Origin of the sequence: Enterococcus sp. DIV0421, assembly GCF_051713745.1 — a bacterium.
Classification (GTDB): domain Bacteria; phylum Bacillota; class Bacilli; order Lactobacillales; family Enterococcaceae; genus Enterococcus_D; species Enterococcus_D casseliflavus.
Genome location: NZ_JBIOQM010000002.1, coordinates 48,198 through 66,750, shown reverse-complemented (window position 1 = coordinate 66,750; position 18,553 = coordinate 48,198). Strand labels below are relative to the sequence as shown.

Annotated in this window: 20 protein-coding genes; 1 reads left to right on the top strand and 19 read right to left on the bottom strand. The window is 38.4% G+C overall.

The window, feature by feature from the left end:
- Window positions 1-223: 223 nt before the first annotated feature.
- The gene (pepG1, locus tag IGI96_RS11420) at window positions 224-364 is read left to right on the top strand and encodes a type I toxin-antitoxin system toxin PepG1 (protein WP_086339240.1); all 141 of its coding nucleotides are present in this window, start codon (window positions 224-226) and stop codon (window positions 362-364) included.
- A 346-nt stretch (window positions 365-710) separates the two neighbouring features.
- Here pepG1 and IGI96_RS11415 read toward each other — a convergent pair whose 3' ends face one another.
- The 19 genes from IGI96_RS11415 to IGI96_RS11325 all read right to left on the bottom strand — a co-directional run bounded on the left by IGI96_RS11415 (window position 711) and on the right by IGI96_RS11325 (window position 18,492).
- Entirely contained in the window at window positions 711-1,427 is a 717-nt protein-coding gene (locus IGI96_RS11415) for a hypothetical protein (protein WP_086339239.1), read from the bottom strand.
- Window positions 1,409-1,684: a helix-turn-helix domain-containing protein gene (locus tag IGI96_RS11410; protein ID WP_176324025.1), complete on the bottom strand. Its 276-nt coding sequence runs from the start codon at window positions 1,682-1,684 to the stop codon at window positions 1,409-1,411. The genes IGI96_RS11415 and IGI96_RS11410 overlap by 19 nt, the downstream gene beginning before the upstream one ends.
- A gap of 19 nt (window positions 1,685-1,703) precedes the next feature.
- Entirely contained in the window at window positions 1,704-2,162 is a 459-nt protein-coding gene (locus IGI96_RS11405; protein WP_438785166.1) for a lysostaphin resistance A-like protein, read from the bottom strand.
- Window positions 2,107-3,645, bottom strand: coding sequence for a type IV secretory system conjugative DNA transfer family protein (locus IGI96_RS11400; RefSeq protein ID WP_438785165.1), 1,539 nt, complete (start codon window positions 3,643-3,645; stop codon window positions 2,107-2,109). The genes IGI96_RS11405 and IGI96_RS11400 overlap by 56 nt, the downstream gene beginning before the upstream one ends.
- Window positions 3,646-3,887: 242 nt before the next feature.
- Window positions 3,888-4,259 (bottom strand): hypothetical protein, encoded by a 372-nt coding sequence (locus IGI96_RS11395; RefSeq protein WP_438785164.1) that lies wholly within the window; start codon window positions 4,257-4,259, stop codon window positions 3,888-3,890.
- 104 nt (window positions 4,260-4,363) lie between these two features.
- Entirely contained in the window at window positions 4,364-5,092 is a 729-nt protein-coding gene (gene istB / locus IGI96_RS11390) for an IS21-like element helper ATPase IstB (protein ID WP_195958049.1), read from the bottom strand.
- Complete coding sequence (gene istA / locus IGI96_RS11385; protein WP_438785456.1) at window positions 5,089-6,498, bottom strand: IS21 family transposase; 1,410 nt, start codon at window positions 6,496-6,498, stop codon at window positions 5,089-5,091. Before istA ends, istB begins: the two co-directional genes overlap by 4 nt.
- 70 nt (window positions 6,499-6,568) lie before the next feature.
- Window positions 6,569-7,030 carry a hypothetical protein gene (locus tag IGI96_RS11380; protein WP_438785163.1) on the bottom strand — a complete coding sequence of 154 codons (462 nt, stop codon included), beginning with the start codon at window positions 7,028-7,030 and terminating at the stop codon, window positions 6,569-6,571.
- An 821-nt stretch (window positions 7,031-7,851) separates the two neighbouring features.
- A complete protein-coding gene (locus tag IGI96_RS11375) occupies window positions 7,852-8,679 on the bottom strand; it encodes a hypothetical protein (RefSeq protein WP_086339234.1) in 828 nt (275 codons plus the stop codon).
- The gene (locus tag IGI96_RS11370; RefSeq protein ID WP_086339233.1) at window positions 8,666-8,872 is read right to left on the bottom strand and encodes a hypothetical protein; all 207 of its coding nucleotides are present in this window, start codon (window positions 8,870-8,872) and stop codon (window positions 8,666-8,668) included. Before IGI96_RS11370 ends, IGI96_RS11375 begins: the two co-directional genes overlap by 14 nt.
- A gap of 28 nt (window positions 8,873-8,900) precedes the next feature.
- Complete coding sequence (locus IGI96_RS11365) at window positions 8,901-9,557, bottom strand: hypothetical protein (protein ID WP_086339232.1); 657 nt, start codon at window positions 9,555-9,557, stop codon at window positions 8,901-8,903.
- A gap of 12 nt (window positions 9,558-9,569) precedes the next feature.
- Window positions 9,570-10,691, bottom strand: a complete 1,122-nt coding sequence (locus IGI96_RS11360; RefSeq protein WP_086339231.1) for a lysozyme family protein — start codon at window positions 10,689-10,691, stop codon at window positions 9,570-9,572.
- Between the two features lie 32 nt (window positions 10,692-10,723).
- Window positions 10,724-12,157 (bottom strand): ATPase, encoded by a 1,434-nt coding sequence (locus tag IGI96_RS11355; protein WP_254907901.1) that lies wholly within the window; start codon window positions 12,155-12,157, stop codon window positions 10,724-10,726.
- A 30-nt stretch (window positions 12,158-12,187) separates the two neighbouring features.
- Window positions 12,188-12,655 carry a hypothetical protein gene (locus tag IGI96_RS11350; RefSeq protein WP_254907900.1) on the bottom strand — a complete coding sequence of 156 codons (468 nt, stop codon included), beginning with the start codon at window positions 12,653-12,655 and terminating at the stop codon, window positions 12,188-12,190.
- A gap of 9 nt (window positions 12,656-12,664) precedes the next feature.
- A complete protein-coding gene (locus IGI96_RS11345; RefSeq protein WP_086339230.1) occupies window positions 12,665-13,231 on the bottom strand; it encodes a hypothetical protein in 567 nt (188 codons plus the stop codon).
- Between the two features lie 4 nt (window positions 13,232-13,235).
- Window positions 13,236-13,547, bottom strand: coding sequence for a DUF5592 family protein (locus IGI96_RS11340; protein ID WP_086339229.1), 312 nt, complete (start codon window positions 13,545-13,547; stop codon window positions 13,236-13,238).
- Window positions 13,537-15,852, bottom strand: coding sequence for a pLS20_p028 family conjugation system transmembrane protein (locus IGI96_RS11335; RefSeq protein WP_086339228.1), 2,316 nt, complete (start codon window positions 15,850-15,852; stop codon window positions 13,537-13,539). The genes IGI96_RS11340 and IGI96_RS11335 overlap by 11 nt, the downstream gene beginning before the upstream one ends.
- An 81-nt stretch (window positions 15,853-15,933) precedes the next feature.
- A complete protein-coding gene (locus tag IGI96_RS11330) occupies window positions 15,934-18,111 on the bottom strand; it encodes a hypothetical protein (RefSeq protein WP_141108429.1) in 2,178 nt (725 codons plus the stop codon).
- A 108-nt stretch (window positions 18,112-18,219) separates the two neighbouring features.
- Window positions 18,220-18,492, bottom strand: coding sequence for a hypothetical protein (locus IGI96_RS11325; protein ID WP_086339226.1), 273 nt, complete (start codon window positions 18,490-18,492; stop codon window positions 18,220-18,222).
- Between the last annotated feature and the right edge of the window lie 61 nt (window positions 18,493-18,553).

The window sequence follows — 18,553 nt, the reverse complement described above, 5'->3', positions numbered from 1 at the left end:
ATCGCCCTCTTTCTAGTATTTTGACCTTTTTAGAAGTGATCACATGGCTTCTTCCGTAGCGGCGGTGGTGGTTGGAGCGAAGGAAGAAATACCTCTATGCAGCAAAGAAAAAACCAGTCCAAATGCCTTAGAATTAAGGATTTAGACTGGTTCATATGGTATAATAGTAGGTGACAGTAAAGTTTAATCGACGGTGGCGAATCCTTGAAAGAAGGTGGTGCGTATGAAAATACTCACAAAATCTTATGAAAGGAGAAGCCTTTTGTCTGCATATGAAACAATTCAGACCATCCTTGGCTTTGGTATGTTTACCATTGCTTTGATCAGTCTGATTGTGAAAATGCTTAGAAACGACAAAAAATAAGCCGTCACTTTAGCAGAGGTCGGCTTATTTTTTAAAATAACTTAATCTGTCACCGTTCTTTAAACGGTGCTGTCATTGGGGAGTTGTTGACGCAACTCCTCTTTACATACTTATTATACCATGGTAGCGCTGAAAAAACCACATAAACGCCGAAAAGGGAAAGCTTGTCTTTCCTTTTTTTGTTGCCCCGTAAGCGGTGGAGGCGGTCGGAGTGTCGGGGCAACAAAAAAAAATCCACCTGAAGAGAAGAAAAATTTGTGCTTCTCTTAGTAATAGATCAGGTGTCATTATTTAGTTACTTGGACTTTCATCAGGAATGTCATTCGCTTTCTTTAAGTCAGGTATGTCAATCACTTTTTTTTAAACGTCGATTCGAATTTTTTAATCGATAGGTTACTTCCAGCCACTGACAAGACAGACTCTCATTTCTTTGTAAAGATTCTAAAATAATCACACCATTATCTGGTAAATAGCTCCGAAAAAGACAAGCAAAAAGGGCTACGCGGTCATCGGAAATCTCCTCGGTTATATTTTCTAGTCTTCCTGGCAGATCCCAAACCGTATTTGCTCTAACAAGCGGCTTCAAGTATTTACGCCATAAGATTACTGTGTTGACTTTTACAGATATCATAATCAATAAGCAGATAACAATTCCGATCATAAACATACTTTCAGAACCCTGGTAAGAAGCTCTAACTAGTCCGGATGAAACAATTAAAATTAGGCAAATCTTCATTGGTCCATTCATTTTCATGTTTGGATTTCCCTGTATTCGAATCATCAAGAAAACTGTTAAAAATGCTGATAGATAGAAAATAGACGAAAATAGTATCAGATTAATACCATTATTCAAAGACTCAACGCTCACTAGCTCTCCATTTAACGATAGATCATTCATAGAAGCAAATGAAATGAGCTCTTCTTTTATTGTCGTACCATTAGATGCTATAAGAAGTGTACACAAAACAATAAGTATCTTGAGTGCGACCACGTTGCTGCTTTCTAATAAAAATCCCGGCCAATAGATTGATTTTAGTTTTTCTATTAATTTGTATTCGTACATGATTGTATCCGCTCCTCTTTATTCATTTTTCGACTATCTGTACGACCGTACAGGTAGTCAATGCTTACATTGTAAAAATCACACAGAACGATCAGCCGTTGGCCCTTGGGATACATATGACCATTTTCCCAATTACTGACCGTACTTTTACTTACAGGCGGATCAAAAAGCTCACTGATATCACTCAGCGTCAAATATCGTTCTTCTCTAAGAGAGGATAATCGCTGACTGAATATTGTTTTCTCCTTCCTTACCACTATTTTGGTGTCCTCCTTACTATATTTGTGTTTTTATTGCAATTAGGTTATACGCCATGTGAAGCAGAATTGGCATAACGATCGTTCCACTTTTTTTCATGGTCCATGAATAAATGAGTCCATTTATTAAAAAGGGCAAAAAGTTCGTTTGCCCATGAAGAATGGCGAACACGAAACTAGAAATTCCTGCACTTATTTTCCAAGAAAATATCTTTTGTAGCAGTGATACTAGGTATTTCCTAAAAATCATTTCCTCGATCACCGGTACCCATGTAATGCTTCCGATCAAACTGAAGAGACTTGCTGAACGCGCGATATTTTCAAATGGTAGGACACCAAAAAAATGGTTAGCTGCGGACGTTACGATCCACGAGGAGCCAACTAATAACGCCAAACTGAAGACAAATAAGCCCCAATTCAGATTATTTTTTTGATAGAACAATTCTTTCAGGTTTTTTCTTATGAATTTTGCGCTCATTTTCTTTAGTCGGCTTCTCCTTTCCAGTTTTTACAAAGGTTGTAACAAATTTCGAGGGTTCTCCTGGGCGATTGTGAGAATAATAATACCCATGAAGATTAGGAAGCCGCTTGATCTTATTTGGATTGATCACAAATTCGTCTACCACATTATTCGAACTTTCTCCTGTGTTTCCTTCCTCATTGCTACGACTGGTTTGCTTCACTTGTTTTTCTGTTCCAATGAATTTTGATAATTCATTTGCTGTATCATCATCTGTACGTAGAATGACAAAATTGGTTAGATTACCAAGAATCTGTTTCGTTAATTCTTCTGAAACTTTATTTACATCAGCGATTACCTGCATAGCTACGATAGTTTTTACGCTAAAGGACGCGGTTCTATTCAGTAAAGCTTCAAAGGATTCATCAACATAAACACCCAATTCATCCATTACCAGTAAAGCTTCTGTTTGGTCGTCTCTTTCAGCTTTTTGACTCAAAAACAATTTATACTCTGCAACAACCAGCTTTCCTAGGCTTCGTGCAAAATCACTGTATTTGAATTCATTTAAGTACACGACAACGACTGCGTCTTCCTCATATGCCTGGCGTAAAGTGAAACCATCTTGTCCAAAAAGATAGCGGCCGTCTCCATCGTTAAAAATCGCCAAACGACCGATCGCTTGGACCACAGTATCTTTACAAGAAGCTAATACTTGTTTCGCTCTACTGTACAATTCCTTAGAAATAATGTCTTGACTATACAGTCCTTCAATTAAGTTTTTGAAATTTGAGGGATCAGAATACTTGATAATACTTTGGAAGCTATACTGAATGTCGGCAGCTCTCATGACACGTCCCATCACTTGCCAGTAAGTAAGTGCTTGAATTCGATAATGCTCTTCGGACCACTCGGTTAAACTAGACAGTAAATCTTTTAATTCTGTCTCCGTTATGCCTTTAAACGGATTACACGGATTCGTTTTTGAAATCTCTGATTGGTTAATCACATATAGCTTTCGGTTATATTTTTTAGCCAATTTTTCGGTGACTATATTCAAATCGTAGTTTGAAGTCCCCCCTTTACCGTCGATCACAACGGTAAATTGTCCTTCACGAATCGACTGTTCGATATAATGCAAAATAGTAGCTGTCTTCCCTGTACGAGTAGATCCGAAAGCACCAACGTGCCCCTTGTCTTTAAAGTTGATCCCACCTCGACTATTCAACATAACTTCTCTTCTTGTTTCCTGCTTGACTGTTTCGTGCATGAGAATTTCTGAAGAACTTTTCTGTAATAGTAGCCCGAAACTGACGATCATCACTCCGATACCCCAACCAAATAGATTGATCCCGCAAATCCATTGAATCACTGACGGCAGGAAATGTTCTCGGAAATATCCGTCAGCTGTAACGTATGCCACCATACTTGCAAAACCATCTTGGTTTGCAATGAGTTGGGTATAGATCAGGCTTAATAAGCCGATTGAACTTCGACTCATTTGTTTCTGATTCAAATAAAAAATACTTACCACAATTAGGAAAAAACCAAAGGTAAGTATCATCAACTTTGACGATTTTTTTTCATAGTATTCCTGAAGGATCAAATACGAAAGTAAAGCAAGTGATCCTGGTAAAGGAAAGAGAAATATTCCTAAACAACATAAGACGATACCTGCTTTTGATAATCGGCTTCGCCAAACAAAAACGACATCTTGATACATACATTCACCTTTCTTTTCATTTAATAAGGGGTATGGAATAAGTCCATTTCCCTGTGTTCGGAATAAGAATAGAATTCTTCAATGAGAACATCGATAGGATTAGTTGAAAGAGTCGCAAGACGCTTCGACGGTCTTTTTAGTACCTTCTCAACCTCTTCAAACGTAAGCAATTTAAATTGAGCATCATCAATTCCAATGTACTCTTTCGCTTCTAACAATCCATGATAAATCGAACTTTTTACTTTGGGATAAACCCAAATTTGACCGTAAGCACGGTTTTTATTAGCACTAACATTCGTCTGTAAACGAAAAGCGTCTTTCTTCTCTTTCTCATATTCAACAATCCACCAATCGTTTCCTACCTTGAATGTTAAATCACCCGTTCGATTCATTTTTCCATAACCGTGATAGTTTCCTTTTTTGTGTGTTGTGCAATAGCTTTTTACAAAAAAATGCAGCCGAAAGTGCAGAGTTTTGCTGCAACTAGTTTTTTCCTTCAATATGATTTAGATAATGAATTTTTCAACCTGAAACTTTCGCCTTTAAAGCTGATAATGTGAGCGTGATGGATTAGCCGATCAACGAGAGCAGCTGTTAAGCGAGAATCCATAAACACTCGATTCCATTGACTGAATTCTAAATTAGAGGTAATAATAATGCTCTTTTGCTCATACCAATCTGAAATCAGTTGAAAGAGTAGTTCAGCTCCTTCTTTCGTCAATGGTAAGTACCCCATTTCATCAAGAATAATTAATTCTGTTGTTTCGAATCGCTTCTTGAAACTGGCTAGCTGTTGTTTTTTTAAGGCACTCTCTAATTGTTCAACGAGATTGTTTACTCGGAAAAATTTGGTTGAAACACCTTCACTACAGGCTTTTCTCCCTAATGCGATCGCTAGATGCGTTTTCCCTGTACCAGGAGAGCCAACACAAACAATGTTTTCTTGCCTTTTTAGAAAATCAAGAGAGACAAGGGTCGCCTTATCTAGATGGGCTGGTAGAAAAATATCTTCGTGCCATTCATAGTTCTTTAGCGATTTTGGTACAGGAAATTTGGCTAATTTTTCCATCCGTTCTAATTTGATCTGCTGTCTGGTCTCAAGCTCTAAACGGAATAAATCGGTAATAAATTGTTCTGGAGCTTCGAAAGAAGCTCTTGGTAAGTTCGTGATGATATGGCTTAATCGAAGCTTTTTGCAATAATCTTCTAGCGTCTGTCCAGTCATTTTTGCACGCCTCCTGATTTTGTTAATGCATCATAGTTTGACCAATTCACATCAAAGTCAGAGGGGGCATCTTCTTGAACAACTAATTCGTAAAATTGTTCATTAATTTGTTGGATATCATAGGTCGCTAATAAACTTAGTAATTGTTTTATCCGTCTGTATTTAAGGTGATTATTATCAATTGCTAGATAATTTTGAAGGCGTGCAGGCAAGTACTTCCAATACCTCGAATAACTAACGACATTCAATTTATTACTCCATTGTTTCAAGATATCACTCCATGGGATCAATCGTTTTTTGTTCATATAGGGGCGATATTCGTTCATTAAGAGGTCTCCATGAGGCGTAAGAACTTTAAATTTATTCCAAGTCAAAACAACGGTCAATTGAGAATATCCATATGCTTTAGGAATATGAATAACCGTTTGATCCAATTTCATTTCGTGATAACGATTTAGTTTAGCTTCTACTTCTTTAAAAATTGGGTAATCCTCTTGGGGAAGAGAATGTAACGCCTTGTTTTCTTTCTTCCACAAATCTTCGATTAATTGATGTTTCGAATAATGCGTCCTTTTTCGATCTGTTTTCAATTGTTCTTCAAGCTGCTTATTTAGGGACTCAAAAGAGTCCATGATTGGCGAAGTCGAGAAGAAATTGTATCGGACATAACCCACTTTATTTTCGACATGTCCTTTTTCATGCCCACTACGTGGGTTACAGACTTGAACATCACAACCATAATGAATGGTGAAACGTAAGAATTCATCGGTTAGTTGTGCTTCTTCAAATTTTGATTTTGTTTTTTTCACCGCTGGAGTTAAGTTATCTATTCTGATCTTTTTTGGAACACCGCCGCATTGATCAAATAGTTGCTTTAATGCTTCCAGGAAACACTCTTGGTTTTGAGCTGGCATGGCACTTGCGAACGTCGCATTACTATAGGGAAATGACATGATAAGAAGTTGTATGTCTTTCATGTGATCTTCGTGCATGACTTCCATTGTTCCAAAATCGACCTGTGCTTCTCCGATCGGATGATCAAGGCGATCGACAGCTTTGTAATTCGTTTCGTCGTACCGCTGTTTTTTCCATTGAGAAATATAGACGCAAACTGTTCGATAGGAGCCAGGGAAACCCAAAGGTTTCAATTGTTCATAGATAGCTTTGGCAGTTCTACGGAGTTTTCTACGTAAGCGTAGGTCTTCTTCTAGCCAACTACCGATAATTTCTCCCCAGCCATCATCCATCATGGATTTATTTTTTCGAGTAGGATCCGTAATGAATAGCTGATCACTGTCGGCGTATTTTTTCGCTGTTCGCCAATTGATATTCATTGCTTTTCTTATCTGATCAATTGACTGATCACGATTATTTCTCAAATGTTTTATCGTTTTAATATCATCCAAAGTTAACAACCTTTCTGTACCTCCATCACTAAGTCACTAAAACTTATGATGGAAGGAAACTAGTTCGCAGTCAAACTGCTGCATAGTTGTGTACTTTCGGCTGCATTAGTGTGTAGTTAAATTCTGCCACAAACACTTTTTTGTATTCATGAACTCGAAAATCTCTATCCGTAATAATAGAATGGTAGTCTAATTTTGCTTCAGGAAAATACTCGCGAAAAAAGCAAGTACACGTTAATACACCCAACTCATGACGAACTGTTGCGTCACTCACTTTTCCTACACTCTGTAATTCGAGAACCTCTTTTCCTTTCTTACCTAGCGAAAAAATTTGCGCCTCCCTTCCTTGTCTTAAATCTCTTTTTAAGTATCCATTTATTTCTAATTTGCGAATTCTTTTACGTACATATTCGATTGATGGAAAACCAAGTAACGAACAAAAATGTTTCGGTTGTGCAATTCGCCAGCGATTAACAACTTCAAGCATCATCAAATCTCTATCAGTTAGTTCAAGTCGATTGTTTAACAACATATACTTTCCTCACCTTTCAAATTAAGAAAAGAAAATAGTGGAACTATTTTCTCCCTTCTGCGGAAATCATTGCCTAAGCAATGAGGTTCCGCTTCTTTCTATTCGAACAACATTTGTGCTCATTGTAAAACTTAGTTAGCTGCATTCTTTAAGGTTTTAGGTTCGAATCAAAACTCATACCCAAACTCTATCATCAGTCATATGATCTCATTCAGGTTTATGAATCGAACAAGACAACATGCCAATCTAACTATCAGTCAAACATTCTCTTTTGGTTTTATGGTATTAAGACAGCCCCTTCAAGATTTGGTGAAGGGGCGTTGGCGCTAGGGGTAGTTGTAAGTTCCCTCTTACAACGATTGAAAGAGGGCGGAGGGAGTTAGTTCGAGACCCCCAAGACTGGGGGTAGGGGGTTGATCTTTTGACCTTGACCTTATCCCTTTATTTTCTCTCTTCCACACCCTTTTCTTATTCTTTTATATCCTATCTATTTAATTTTTTTGTACTTTATATGATCTCTTATCTTAGCCGCCCGCCCCCGCAAATGTGCTTTGTTATACCATGTTGCCGGTAATCAAATTTGCAAAAATTTTATTATTGTTGGGTGTGGGGGGTTAGCGGTCGAAGAGCGCTAACCCCCCACACCCAACAAAGGCGGTATAACAACGTTTAGCACAATTTGCGGGGGCGGGCGGCGGGTCCACGCCAAAGACCCAACACCGGACCCATAAATTGGCAGAATTCGAATATCGGACCCAACACCATACCCAATACCGGACCCTATTAAAATAATGGCGGATTAGGTCAAGGGCTTCGTACATTTACTTTTTGATTTCTTCAATCCTTTTTTCTAGTAACTCAATACGTTCGACTGCCTCATTTCTCAAATCTTTTTCTGTTTCTAATTGGTCGTTTAAATTTGAAATGGTACTTTTTATCGCGGATATTTTACCTTCTGTTTCTTGTAAAACACTTCCGACTTGGAATCTTTTTTCTTCCGTTAATTGTTCATATTGATCTAAACGAAGGGCAATATCTTGGTTAATTTCTTGACTATTTTTTTCACTTTCTTCAATTAGTTTGGTTTGAATTCGAATATCATTTTGAATCGAATCAATTTGTAATTCGATTTCTTGAGTATTTAAAATTGATTCTGTTTCGACTGTTGAATGCTCTTTTGAGGTATAAAATCTCAAGGATTGATTCATTTCTTGTGTCGTATAATAAGAAATATCCAACCTTACAGTCGCTGCATCTGGTTCAATTCCTTCCGCTACTAATACAAAATAGCGACTGGTAACAGGAATAACTTTTACCTTTATTTGTTCCTCTGGGTTCTTATCTGTGACCAAATCAGCTTCTATTTTTCTTTGTAAATCATCGACGGATTGGGACGTTGGTTCAAAAAACAAGTCCATTCGAAAGCTCTTTTCTTCTTCATTGAAGACCTTTTTGACAACCGATAAGGCTCCTTGTTGGACCAAATGTTCTTCAAATAATTCGACTTCTTGGTAATCCAAATCCGATTTTTGGGACATGCCATGCACAAAAACAATGATTATGGAAAGGAGAAAAACGAACAGCGTTTTGAAATATACTTGGCTCTTTGTACCAAAATATTTTTGCTTAAATTTTTTAATTTCCCCCATTACTCTCCCCCATTTTCAGTATCGTTAGTTCCGATTCGTGAAAGATTTTAATGTCATCTGTATGAAAAAAGGTGACCGTAATCGGATTATCTTTTTCTTTTTTTATGCTGGTAACACGCCCAATGTGTCCAATTAAATAGCCATTTGTTGTTTTAAATTCATCTGAAACAATGACGATATCGTTTACTTCCATTGCACTTTTTCCTCTCTATTCTGTGATCTTACTCTTGATTAGAAAGAATAACTTCGAACCCTATTTGATCAATTATCCATCCATCTGATTGAACCATTGAAACTGTCACAAGCATTTTTTGTGGTACATGATCGACCTTCATTGAAAGAATATTGATTACAGTTCCTTGGATATGATCAACAGTTTTTACGATCGATTCAGTTTCTAAATCTTCAATGTATGGTTGGGATACTTGGCCACTTTCAGGCATTTCTTCTTCCTCAAAAACAGATTCTGTGACTAACTCTTTCAGCTTGGCATTTCGTTCTTTTGGTTCTAAGTTTCCATAATAAGCAGCAATGAATGACTCGTTTACTTTCTTCATTTCTCTTTCATACTGTGTCATTTGTTGCCACTCGATATACGCATTGTCTACATCTGATTCTGGGATCACTTCTAAACTTTCACCTGTCGATTCTTCTGTTTTTTCTTCCCCAAGTATTTCTTCTAATAAAGATTCTTGGGTACTATCTTCTGTAATTTGAGTGGACGCTTCAGAAGAAATGGTTTCTTCTGTGCGACTCTCAACGGTACTTGGTTCTTCTTCATTATCCGAGCGAAAGAAGCCTGTCATAGCTAATATTGCTAAAATAACTACACCTACACCTACGCCAATTCCTATGATCTTTTTCTCGTTTTCTTTCATCTTATTTTCCTTTCATCGACTGATTCCCAAAACCTCTGCTGGGTCTAATAAGCTTGCGGCTGTCAAATCTCGTGACGTTGAAATTTCCAAATGAAGGTGAGCGCCGAAACTATTTCCGGTGTTTCCAACATGACCAATAATATCCCCTTGTTTCACCTGATCGCCGACTTTTACGTTGTTTAAAACATTGTGTGCATACAGGCTACAATATCCGTTGGCATGTTCGATACGGACGTAATTTCCCCAGGAATTATGGTATTCAGATGCAATGACGACACCATCAGCGATTGCTTTTATCGGTGTGCCTTGCGGATGGCCAAAGTCGATTCCTCGATGGAATTGTTCTACTCCACCCAAGATACGCATACCAAACCATGAAGTTATGTTTGGTGGACTTAACGGTAAAATGAACCCTTCGTTTCCGCCAACTTCACCTTGACTAAGATACTGCCTGACTAAATCAACATAATGGAAATTCCCACCATTCCAATACAAATAGGGGCGTCCATTCGCTTCTGAAACAGCATTGACATAGCGATAGGTACTTCCTAGAACATTGCCTAAAGAAGGGGCTACCACATCCCTTGAATAAGCTTCTGCTAAATCGATCGTATGAGTTTTCCCGCGTTGTGATACGTATCCTATATAGCTTGTCCCGAAGTTATAAGCTTGAACAACTGTCCATTTGTCGGTACCTGCAGCTTCTGATAACTGTAATGCGCTCGCATAGTGTTTCACCCCTTGAGCGATCGAATCCGGTTCATTATCGATCGTGTTCATAGGTAGTCCCGCACTCTCTGAGGACTGCATGATGTCTGGCAAACGTCCGCCAGTTTCTACTGTTGTGATAGCCATAAGTATCGGCACGTGATCCACAATATCGTATTTTTGTGCTTCTCTGACAAAGTAGGATTCCCACTTTAATACATCTGCCGGTATATTTTCAGCGCTCCCTACCCCTTCATCTTTTGACGAGTTCGTCATGGAGACAATCATAGTGACCGACACAAAAATAAACACTAAAAAAAGACCACCGGTAGTAAAAAACAAACTTCCGAAAGCCTTTAATGCAAGCATGATTTTTTCCCTTTTCGTTGCTTCGCCAGTTATGACTCGTAAAATTTTTCTAAACACAATGCCCTCCTTCCCTCAACTAAATCTGAGTACTAATGTCCCCCAGCAAATCGTATCAATTGTTTTTCATCAGGATCTGTTGTGATTTTGTAGTTGTTCGTTCCACCTAAGTTGATAAATACTTCACCTTGTTCCATCAATGCTAAATCATTGTATTGCCCTTCAGTTAAGAGACTCCCCATTGCTTTTCTCATCGTGCCTGCAACGGAAGCATCTAACCCTAAAAAGAACTTACTTGAACACAATTCAAATACCTGTTTGATTTTTGAGATATAATCATCAGAGGAATTTTCAGGAAGCAATTCTTGTGGAGATTGTGTCGCAAAGAAAGCACCAGCTGAGAATTTTCGCATTTCTTTTAAGAACTTAACAACTTGAGTAACGACGAATACCGTGTCCGGACTGAGGATCTCCTGACACTCATCTAAGAAGAAAGCAAAGAATACCACATCGTCGATCTCGATTTCATTATTCGCAAGTGCGATTTTTTGTCGCCGACCGTTGTTCAGTGCTTGATTCCAAACAATGTTCATAGCCGTAAACAAAAGGCACTTGTATATTTCTGTGTCAAAGTGACCGATCGTTTCAATATCGAAAAACAATACCTGTTCATCATTCAAATTCTTAAATGACGTAGTACCATTGAATATCGAACCATACTGGTTGGTCATTGAATCTATGACAGAGAGGAAGTTCTCCATTTCGACCATTTTCACACTTGTTACTCGATCTTTATAGCCATTATTTACATATTGATTTAAGAAGGTATTAAATTCACTCATGATTGGATACTGTTTGGGATCTAAACCAATGATATTAATATTCATTTGATTTTCTTTTGCCATATAATTATCCGGTAGAAGTCCTTTTTCAATGTAAAAAGCGTCAAGTATTTTTCCAAAATCGAGAACATCAACTGAACGCATTGACGGATTCAAGAAGCGAATTTGATTAAAGAATTTTGCTCGATGTTGCAAATAACTATTGAGCTGATCGATCTTCGTTCCAGTTTCATCCGTAATTGTGGCCAATGGTTCCAGGGGATTTAACATGCCGCCTCTTCCAGACAAATCAACGATTCTGCCCTTTTGGTGTCCGATCGTCTTTTTCCAGTCACCATTTTTTTCGAATCCTCGTATACACGTATTCCTCCCAAACAGCCCCTCCTCAATCAACTTGAGGAGAGTGGACTTCCCCATTCCTGGTTTTCCTAGAAGGATTGAGCTGAAGGATTTACGTACGCTGGTTACGTAAAAAGGATCATAAATGAACGGTCCACCTGTGTCTGTTTGACCCAAATATTGCCCTCTTGGATCAACTAAATATTTATGATTGAACGGGTAACTACCGCCGATTGCTGTTGTACCGACGGTGAGTCCTGCTCTTGCCCCTGGCATCTTCTGTTGCTCGGTGTAGCTTTGGGCAAAAGCGAGCCATTCAGTTAGCGGTTTTCCAATAAATGCCACAACTTTGTAGTCTGAAGCTTTGAGTGATTTTCAAAGTGTAGTAAATTCCTTGTCTAGTTCCTCTTGGGTATCGGCGACCAAATAGATCCGGATATCAATTAATTTCGTTACCTCCCCCCCTTGCTTGATTTGTGAAGCATAGCGTTCTAGAGCCACATACTCAGCTGCGGCGTCGTTTCGATCAGTTTGTGTCCGTCCTTCTGTTGCCTGTTCCCGATATTCGTTCAAAGAATTGTTGATATCCTTCAAGGCACGTTCTTTTTCTAAAGGGGCAATATCAACCTTCGTTATTGTGTTGCTATTCCCCATTAGGGCGGTAAGCCAAAAAGGCACTGGATTTTTCGGAAGCTCATAAACGTGCAACGTCGCATACACGCCGTCACCAGCGATAATTTTGTCTTCCGTCGGCTTAAACCCACCCTGGGGCTGAATTCTAGAAATAAAGTCTAAGTCATAACCCTTTTTTTCTAGATCCAATACTTCTTTTCTCGATAGCATAATTTCCTCCTAAATCGCTGTATTCATATTAAATAGTTTTGTCAGTATTTGTTCCGTCTGACCTGCACTCACGTCTTTGATTTTTAGCAGTGATCCACCAGAACGTTTTAGTAACGTCTTGGCCAGAACGATGTCTTTTTTTGTTTTTCCATAGACCATGAAGTAAAACTCCAGATTGGATAATTCCATTTCTACCCACAAGAGGCGCTGAATTTGTTCTCGACAAATCACCATTTGCGCCATGTTTTGTCTTTTTCTTGCTTGCATCAGCTTTTTATTCCAAAAGGTTAGGTTAGAATCAATGTTTGTAGGAAACATCATGGATAAAATACTCATATCATCGTCATAGATCCGTGAGAGGTTTTCAAATTGAGACTGTGCTTGCTGTTGCTCTTGTGCGCTGAGTCCGTTGATATCTTGGGTAGAAACCTTCAAGAAAGCCAAATAGCTATCGTCGTCCTTCACAACGTCGTTTTGATCCATTCTTTTGATAGGGATTACTTCTTGTACAGAAGGAAGCTCCCCTTTTTTCAGGGGACGCTTTTTCTGACTTGTTCCTTGTTTTATCTTTGCCATTGCGCTAATTTCCTCCTTTCTTATAGCTCTGAACGCCGTAGGTAGTCCGATCCATTTTAAGCAGACAATAAAGAGTGTAGAGGTTTCTATGCCCACCATTGCTACTTGGTTTCGCGCATAAGAATATGCCTAAAGCAAATAACAAACATTCAACTAAGATAAAATGACCAATAGGCAGCTGAATCAACTCTTGCAGATAAAACATGCCGCCACAAAGTCCTAGAATCAATGCGAGATCCAAAAAGTAGAACGCCTTCAGTCGGACTTCTTGTTTAATATTTTTTTGGATTTTCATCTGTTGGTATTTATTCGCCATTTCTATCACCTCGATCATTATTTCTTGGTGGCAAATAATCTTCTGCATTCATGTTCTTCAGGCTGTCATTTGCACTTGCAAATCGCGTGTCACTTTGTTTCTTTTCTTCCCAAATTGGTTTCGCTTCAGATTCCTTATAAATTGTTCTATCTGTTGATTTTAAGGTTTCTGACGGCTTCATAGCTCCTTGTTCCTGTCTTGTCGACCCTTGATTATCCTTTGTCGATTCAGTGACCTTAGAAACAGTTTCAGGGCGATTCCCTTCAACCTGTTCTTCTTTTCTTGCTGGGGTTGACTGTTCAGTTTGTACGACCTGTTTCTGCGTAGAATCATCCGCATTTTGCGCTACTTGAGGTGCATCAACTTCTGTAGGGTTTTTCTTAGGTGCTTCTTCTGAACCCTCGCTAACTTTTTTCTTGTCAGGATTTTCAACTGCTGGATTCATTTTATTCTGAGTATCAGATTCGGTACTTCCGTCTGAATCAACCGACGGTTTACCATTCGTTTGTTCTTCATTTTCCATTTTTTCAGGACGTTGATCCGATCCATTTATGTCGATACCTGAAGCGTCATTTATCGTTTTATCCTCTTTCGTTGAAGAATCTTGAACGATCACTTTTCCGTTCTCGTCGGTTTCTTCTCCATGAGCTTCAGAGGTTTCAGACAAATCATGCCCTTCAGTATTCAGCTCACTATCAGAAACAGATTTCTCGTCAGCTGAATCTTGTACTGTGTTGTGTTCTTGGTGCGTACTGTTATCCCCTTCAGCTGTAATGGCTTTTCCGTCTTGATCAAGCTCACCAGTAGGTTTATCGGTATCTTTACTTTCTTCATTTTTGGAAGTTTCTTGTCCATCGATCGATTGGTTGAGATTCTCTTTTTCGTACTGCTCTTCTGGAATCGGACTACTGTTTTCTAAATTCGTTGGTGGGTTATCAAAGATTTCATCGACTTTATCATCAAGTTTATTGTCGATATGATCCTTAGCTTTATTGAATCCATCTTGAGCGCCCTCACCAATATTCTTCAGCATTTTCTTATCGCTATCTAGTTTATTGGCGACACCATTCTTGATTTTGCCACCTGTCGCGCGTATTGTTTCCGGTGCATGCAACGCTGCTTCGCCTAAACCAACTGCAGATTTTCCAATGCCCATGGCCGCTTTCGCCCCATAGTATCCACCCACGATTGATTTGAACCCACTTCGAACGCTGGTATCCACACCTAAATATTTCCCAAAGGTTCTTGGACCAGTCATTGCCATAGACACACCCACAAGACATAAAATGGCATAAGCGACTATATTTAGGTTCAATGTGGCAAGATAGGTGAAGTAAATCGAAAATAAGCTGATTGAAAAACCAGTCAGCATGATCGTCACGAACGTATTGCCCATATCTTCAAAAATCCGTTTCACTTTTTGACCAGTTTCAATATCCATGGCCGCCAAAACTGGGAACAAAATTCGAGCAAAAACCAATTCTAAGATGGCTGCACCTATGGTGAATCCTGAACAAAGATACACAAATGTCATTGTCCATAAGGAAATCAAAATCGTTGAAGTATCTGCACTAAATCGGAATTTCCCATTATCAAACGTTGAAAACCAACCATTTTTAATTTTGTCCGCATAAAGTGATCCATCATCTGCTACCTTGATTTGATAACCTAAAGCTTCTGTATTTTCTTCATTGCTTGCTGTTTTCTTTAAATCTCCGATATCACTAGGTAAAATCATTTCTGTTAAATCGGCGTTTTTAAACGCATTTTCCGATAGATTCATTGTCCGGTCTTTTGTGTCGCTGCTATCAAGTAATTCAAAGCCATTTCTCGATAAGTAAGTAAGATCCGCCATATTACTTTGCACGATATTGTAGGATAAGCTTGATCCAGTGCCATGTAGGTCTTTCGTGGCATCAAAGGTTGCTTTCGTCACATCCATAGCCGAGTTCATCAACCCAGGAAGATAAATAATCAAATTTAAGAAAATAACCCATCGAAGAAGGCTTCCTTTTAAATCAACACGATCACTGAACATATACTTGTAAACGATATAAAGGAGTGTCACCGTTAATATAGAAGCCGCCAAGATTCGCATGCTGGTATAAACGGTCCCAATCATCCCCTCGTCAAGAAAGCCTGTGACTTTAAAAATCTGATCAATGACCTTTTCTGTGTAAACGGCAATGTGATAAGATATTTTAATTAACCACATGATAAACATGTGCCAAATAGAACTAAAAAATCCTGCGTCTTTGATCCAATCGGAATATCGAAGTAGAAATTCTAAAGCTTGTTCTTCCATTCCTTCTCTCCTTTTTCAAATAAAAAGACAACAAAAAAAGCAGTCTAGAATTAGATTGCTTTTTTTAAACGCTTTATTTGTCTAATCTTCTAATAGTAAATTCGCTTCTACCGCATAGCTTTCTTGGTATAAAACCAATGCTAATTTTTCTTTTTGACCAGCTGACAATTTTTTGAGTGTATCCCAATCATTTTCCCGATAAAGATCAAAGATTTCCTCACTGTCGCCGTTCAAGATTGCCACCTGTAACAACTGTAATTTGTCAGTCGTTGGATATGCCTCTAAAAACTCATTCAGATGGTTTTTATCTCCTTGTGCAAGTAAATAATTGACAATGTCTTTTTTCTTCTCTGGGAACGTCTCTGCGGCTTCTAGGTACTGGTCTTCAATCAAATAATCTTCAAACGTTGGTGGTGTTTCTTCCGTACTTTCTGTGGTCTGCGTCGATTGATTTTCTATCACTCCCATTAAGCGTTGCTCCATTTCACTGGTTTGTTTCTGGATCACTTGTGTCGTTTGTTCTTGAGCAGCATAAACATTATGAATCGTATAAAGTAATGTGCCAATGCCACCGATCGTTACAAAAGTGATCGTCGCGACAAAGAATCCTTTCCACCAGGTATTTTTCGGTTGCTGAGTCGGACTAGGCTCTGTCGGTTGAGGAAGTGTAGCCGGAGGGTTTATCTGAAAAACTTTGATTGTTTCAAGTAATTGGGCCTGTTGTGCGACAAGGAGTTCATGGTTTTGTTTTTCCATACGTTTTGTGGAATCAACGGTTTCTTGAATCGTTTTTTCTTCCAGGGCAACTTTTTTCTCTTGGACTTCGATTTCACGCTCTTTAAGTCTCAATTCTTCTTGTTCCTTTCTTTTGATTTCCTCCGCTCGCTGCATTTCTAACCATCGATTATACTTCTGTTCAAATCTTGGTTGCTCGTCTTCTAACCGTTTTTTGAGCGCATTTAGATAATTCCCTTCATTCTTTTTGGCATTCGTTAAAGTCTCTGTCACGACCTTACGCATACTTTCAATTTGAGCAATTTTAAATGTTTCTAACGCTTGAAGATTATCCAACTCCATTTTCCGAGTTGCTTCTTTTTTGAAATTCTGGATATTGGTCTGTGCTTCTTGTTCAATCATTTCTTGAATCTCTTTTTCAAGCTGTTCTTTTTCGATTGCATAGCTATTGTTATGGTGGGCAATTTCTTGACTATGCTTTAATTTCAGTTGTGCGAGTTCTTCCTCTTGTTTCACTCTTAGTTGATCGATCGTTTGTTTGTGTCTTCCTGAAATTGTTTGGATTCGTTTGGTTAGTTCTTGTTGCCAGCGACTCTCAACATTCGCTTTAATGGCGGCAATCTCTTTTTGAAGCACTGAGGGATCACTTTGCTTTGCCTGTCGTTCATACTGTTCGGTCAATGTTAATATAGCCGTATTTAATAAATTACTTTTCGTCTCTACCAAGCTAGAAATGAGGGACGAATAAAAATCTTTTGTAAAAGATTTTTCAATAAATTCTTTTTGTTTCTTCTCGATAAATGTCGTTGGGTTGGACAAATTGAATTCAGACAAGACGTGGTTTAATCCATTTTTTACCCTTTCATCCAACTGATCGATCACCTGGTCTATTTCTTTGATCACCGGTGCTTGTTCAACTGATACATATTCCTGTAGAGAAGGAATTTTTGGTCTGCTTTCTTCTGGAGTATTTGGTTCCATTTTTTTATCATGTTGTGCTTTTTGATCAACTTTTGGTTCTTCAGTTTCCTCAAGTGGTTGCAGCAAAAGCTCCTTTTCAGTCTCCTCTCCCTCTTCATAATCTGGGACGTAACTTTCTTCTTCTGGTTCCACCACTTCTTCAACTGGTTCAGGTTGTTCTTCTTCAACGGTTTCTTCCGATACGCTCTCTTTTTTCTTAAATGGAAGTTTTGATCCAATTGTCGAGAAAAGGTTCGCTTTAGTTCCTTCTGTTTCCGTTGACTCTATGGTAATAGGTTCAGAAAACGACAAGCTGATCTCATTTTCCATAATTTCTAAAGAGGTACGTAGATTTTCGTCAGCTGTACTTCGAATCTCCTTGATTAAATCCTGGCTTATCAAATCCGATAAGGTGTAACCTTCTTCATAGGAAATATCAAACTGAATCTCTTGCAAGTTTTCTTGATTCCGAACTAATACGGTCATTTCACCTTCATACGCTTCATTTTCAATGACTTGAAAATACAAATCTTGCGCCTGTGGGAGATATAGCCACTTTTTCAACGGAATTACTTTCCGTTTTTTTACTGTCTTAGGTACCTTAACAAACTTAAGTAAATACATTTTTTCTCCTTTCTTTCCTTTAGTCCTAAAAATGGAACAATTTTATGTCTACTGCAATGAATGAAGATCAAAAGCTTCACCCATACTAAGTAATCTGTTCCTGACGTCTTCCTTTTTCTTCCCTTTGATCCATTGAGAATCTAGCATAAATAAATTGGTATCTAAACAATTGATTACTCTTTGCGCAACAAGTAAGTCTTCGGAAGTCGATTCTTTCAAATGTATATCGACTATCTGTAAAAACGCTCTATGGTAGAAGTCTAATATCAACTTTTCGCATTCACGCTGGTATTGTCGCTTATTTTTCTTTTTTAAGAACAAGCCATTTCCTCCACTCTATTTCTTTAAATGCTAAAAATAAGGAAACCAGCTAAGTCAAATA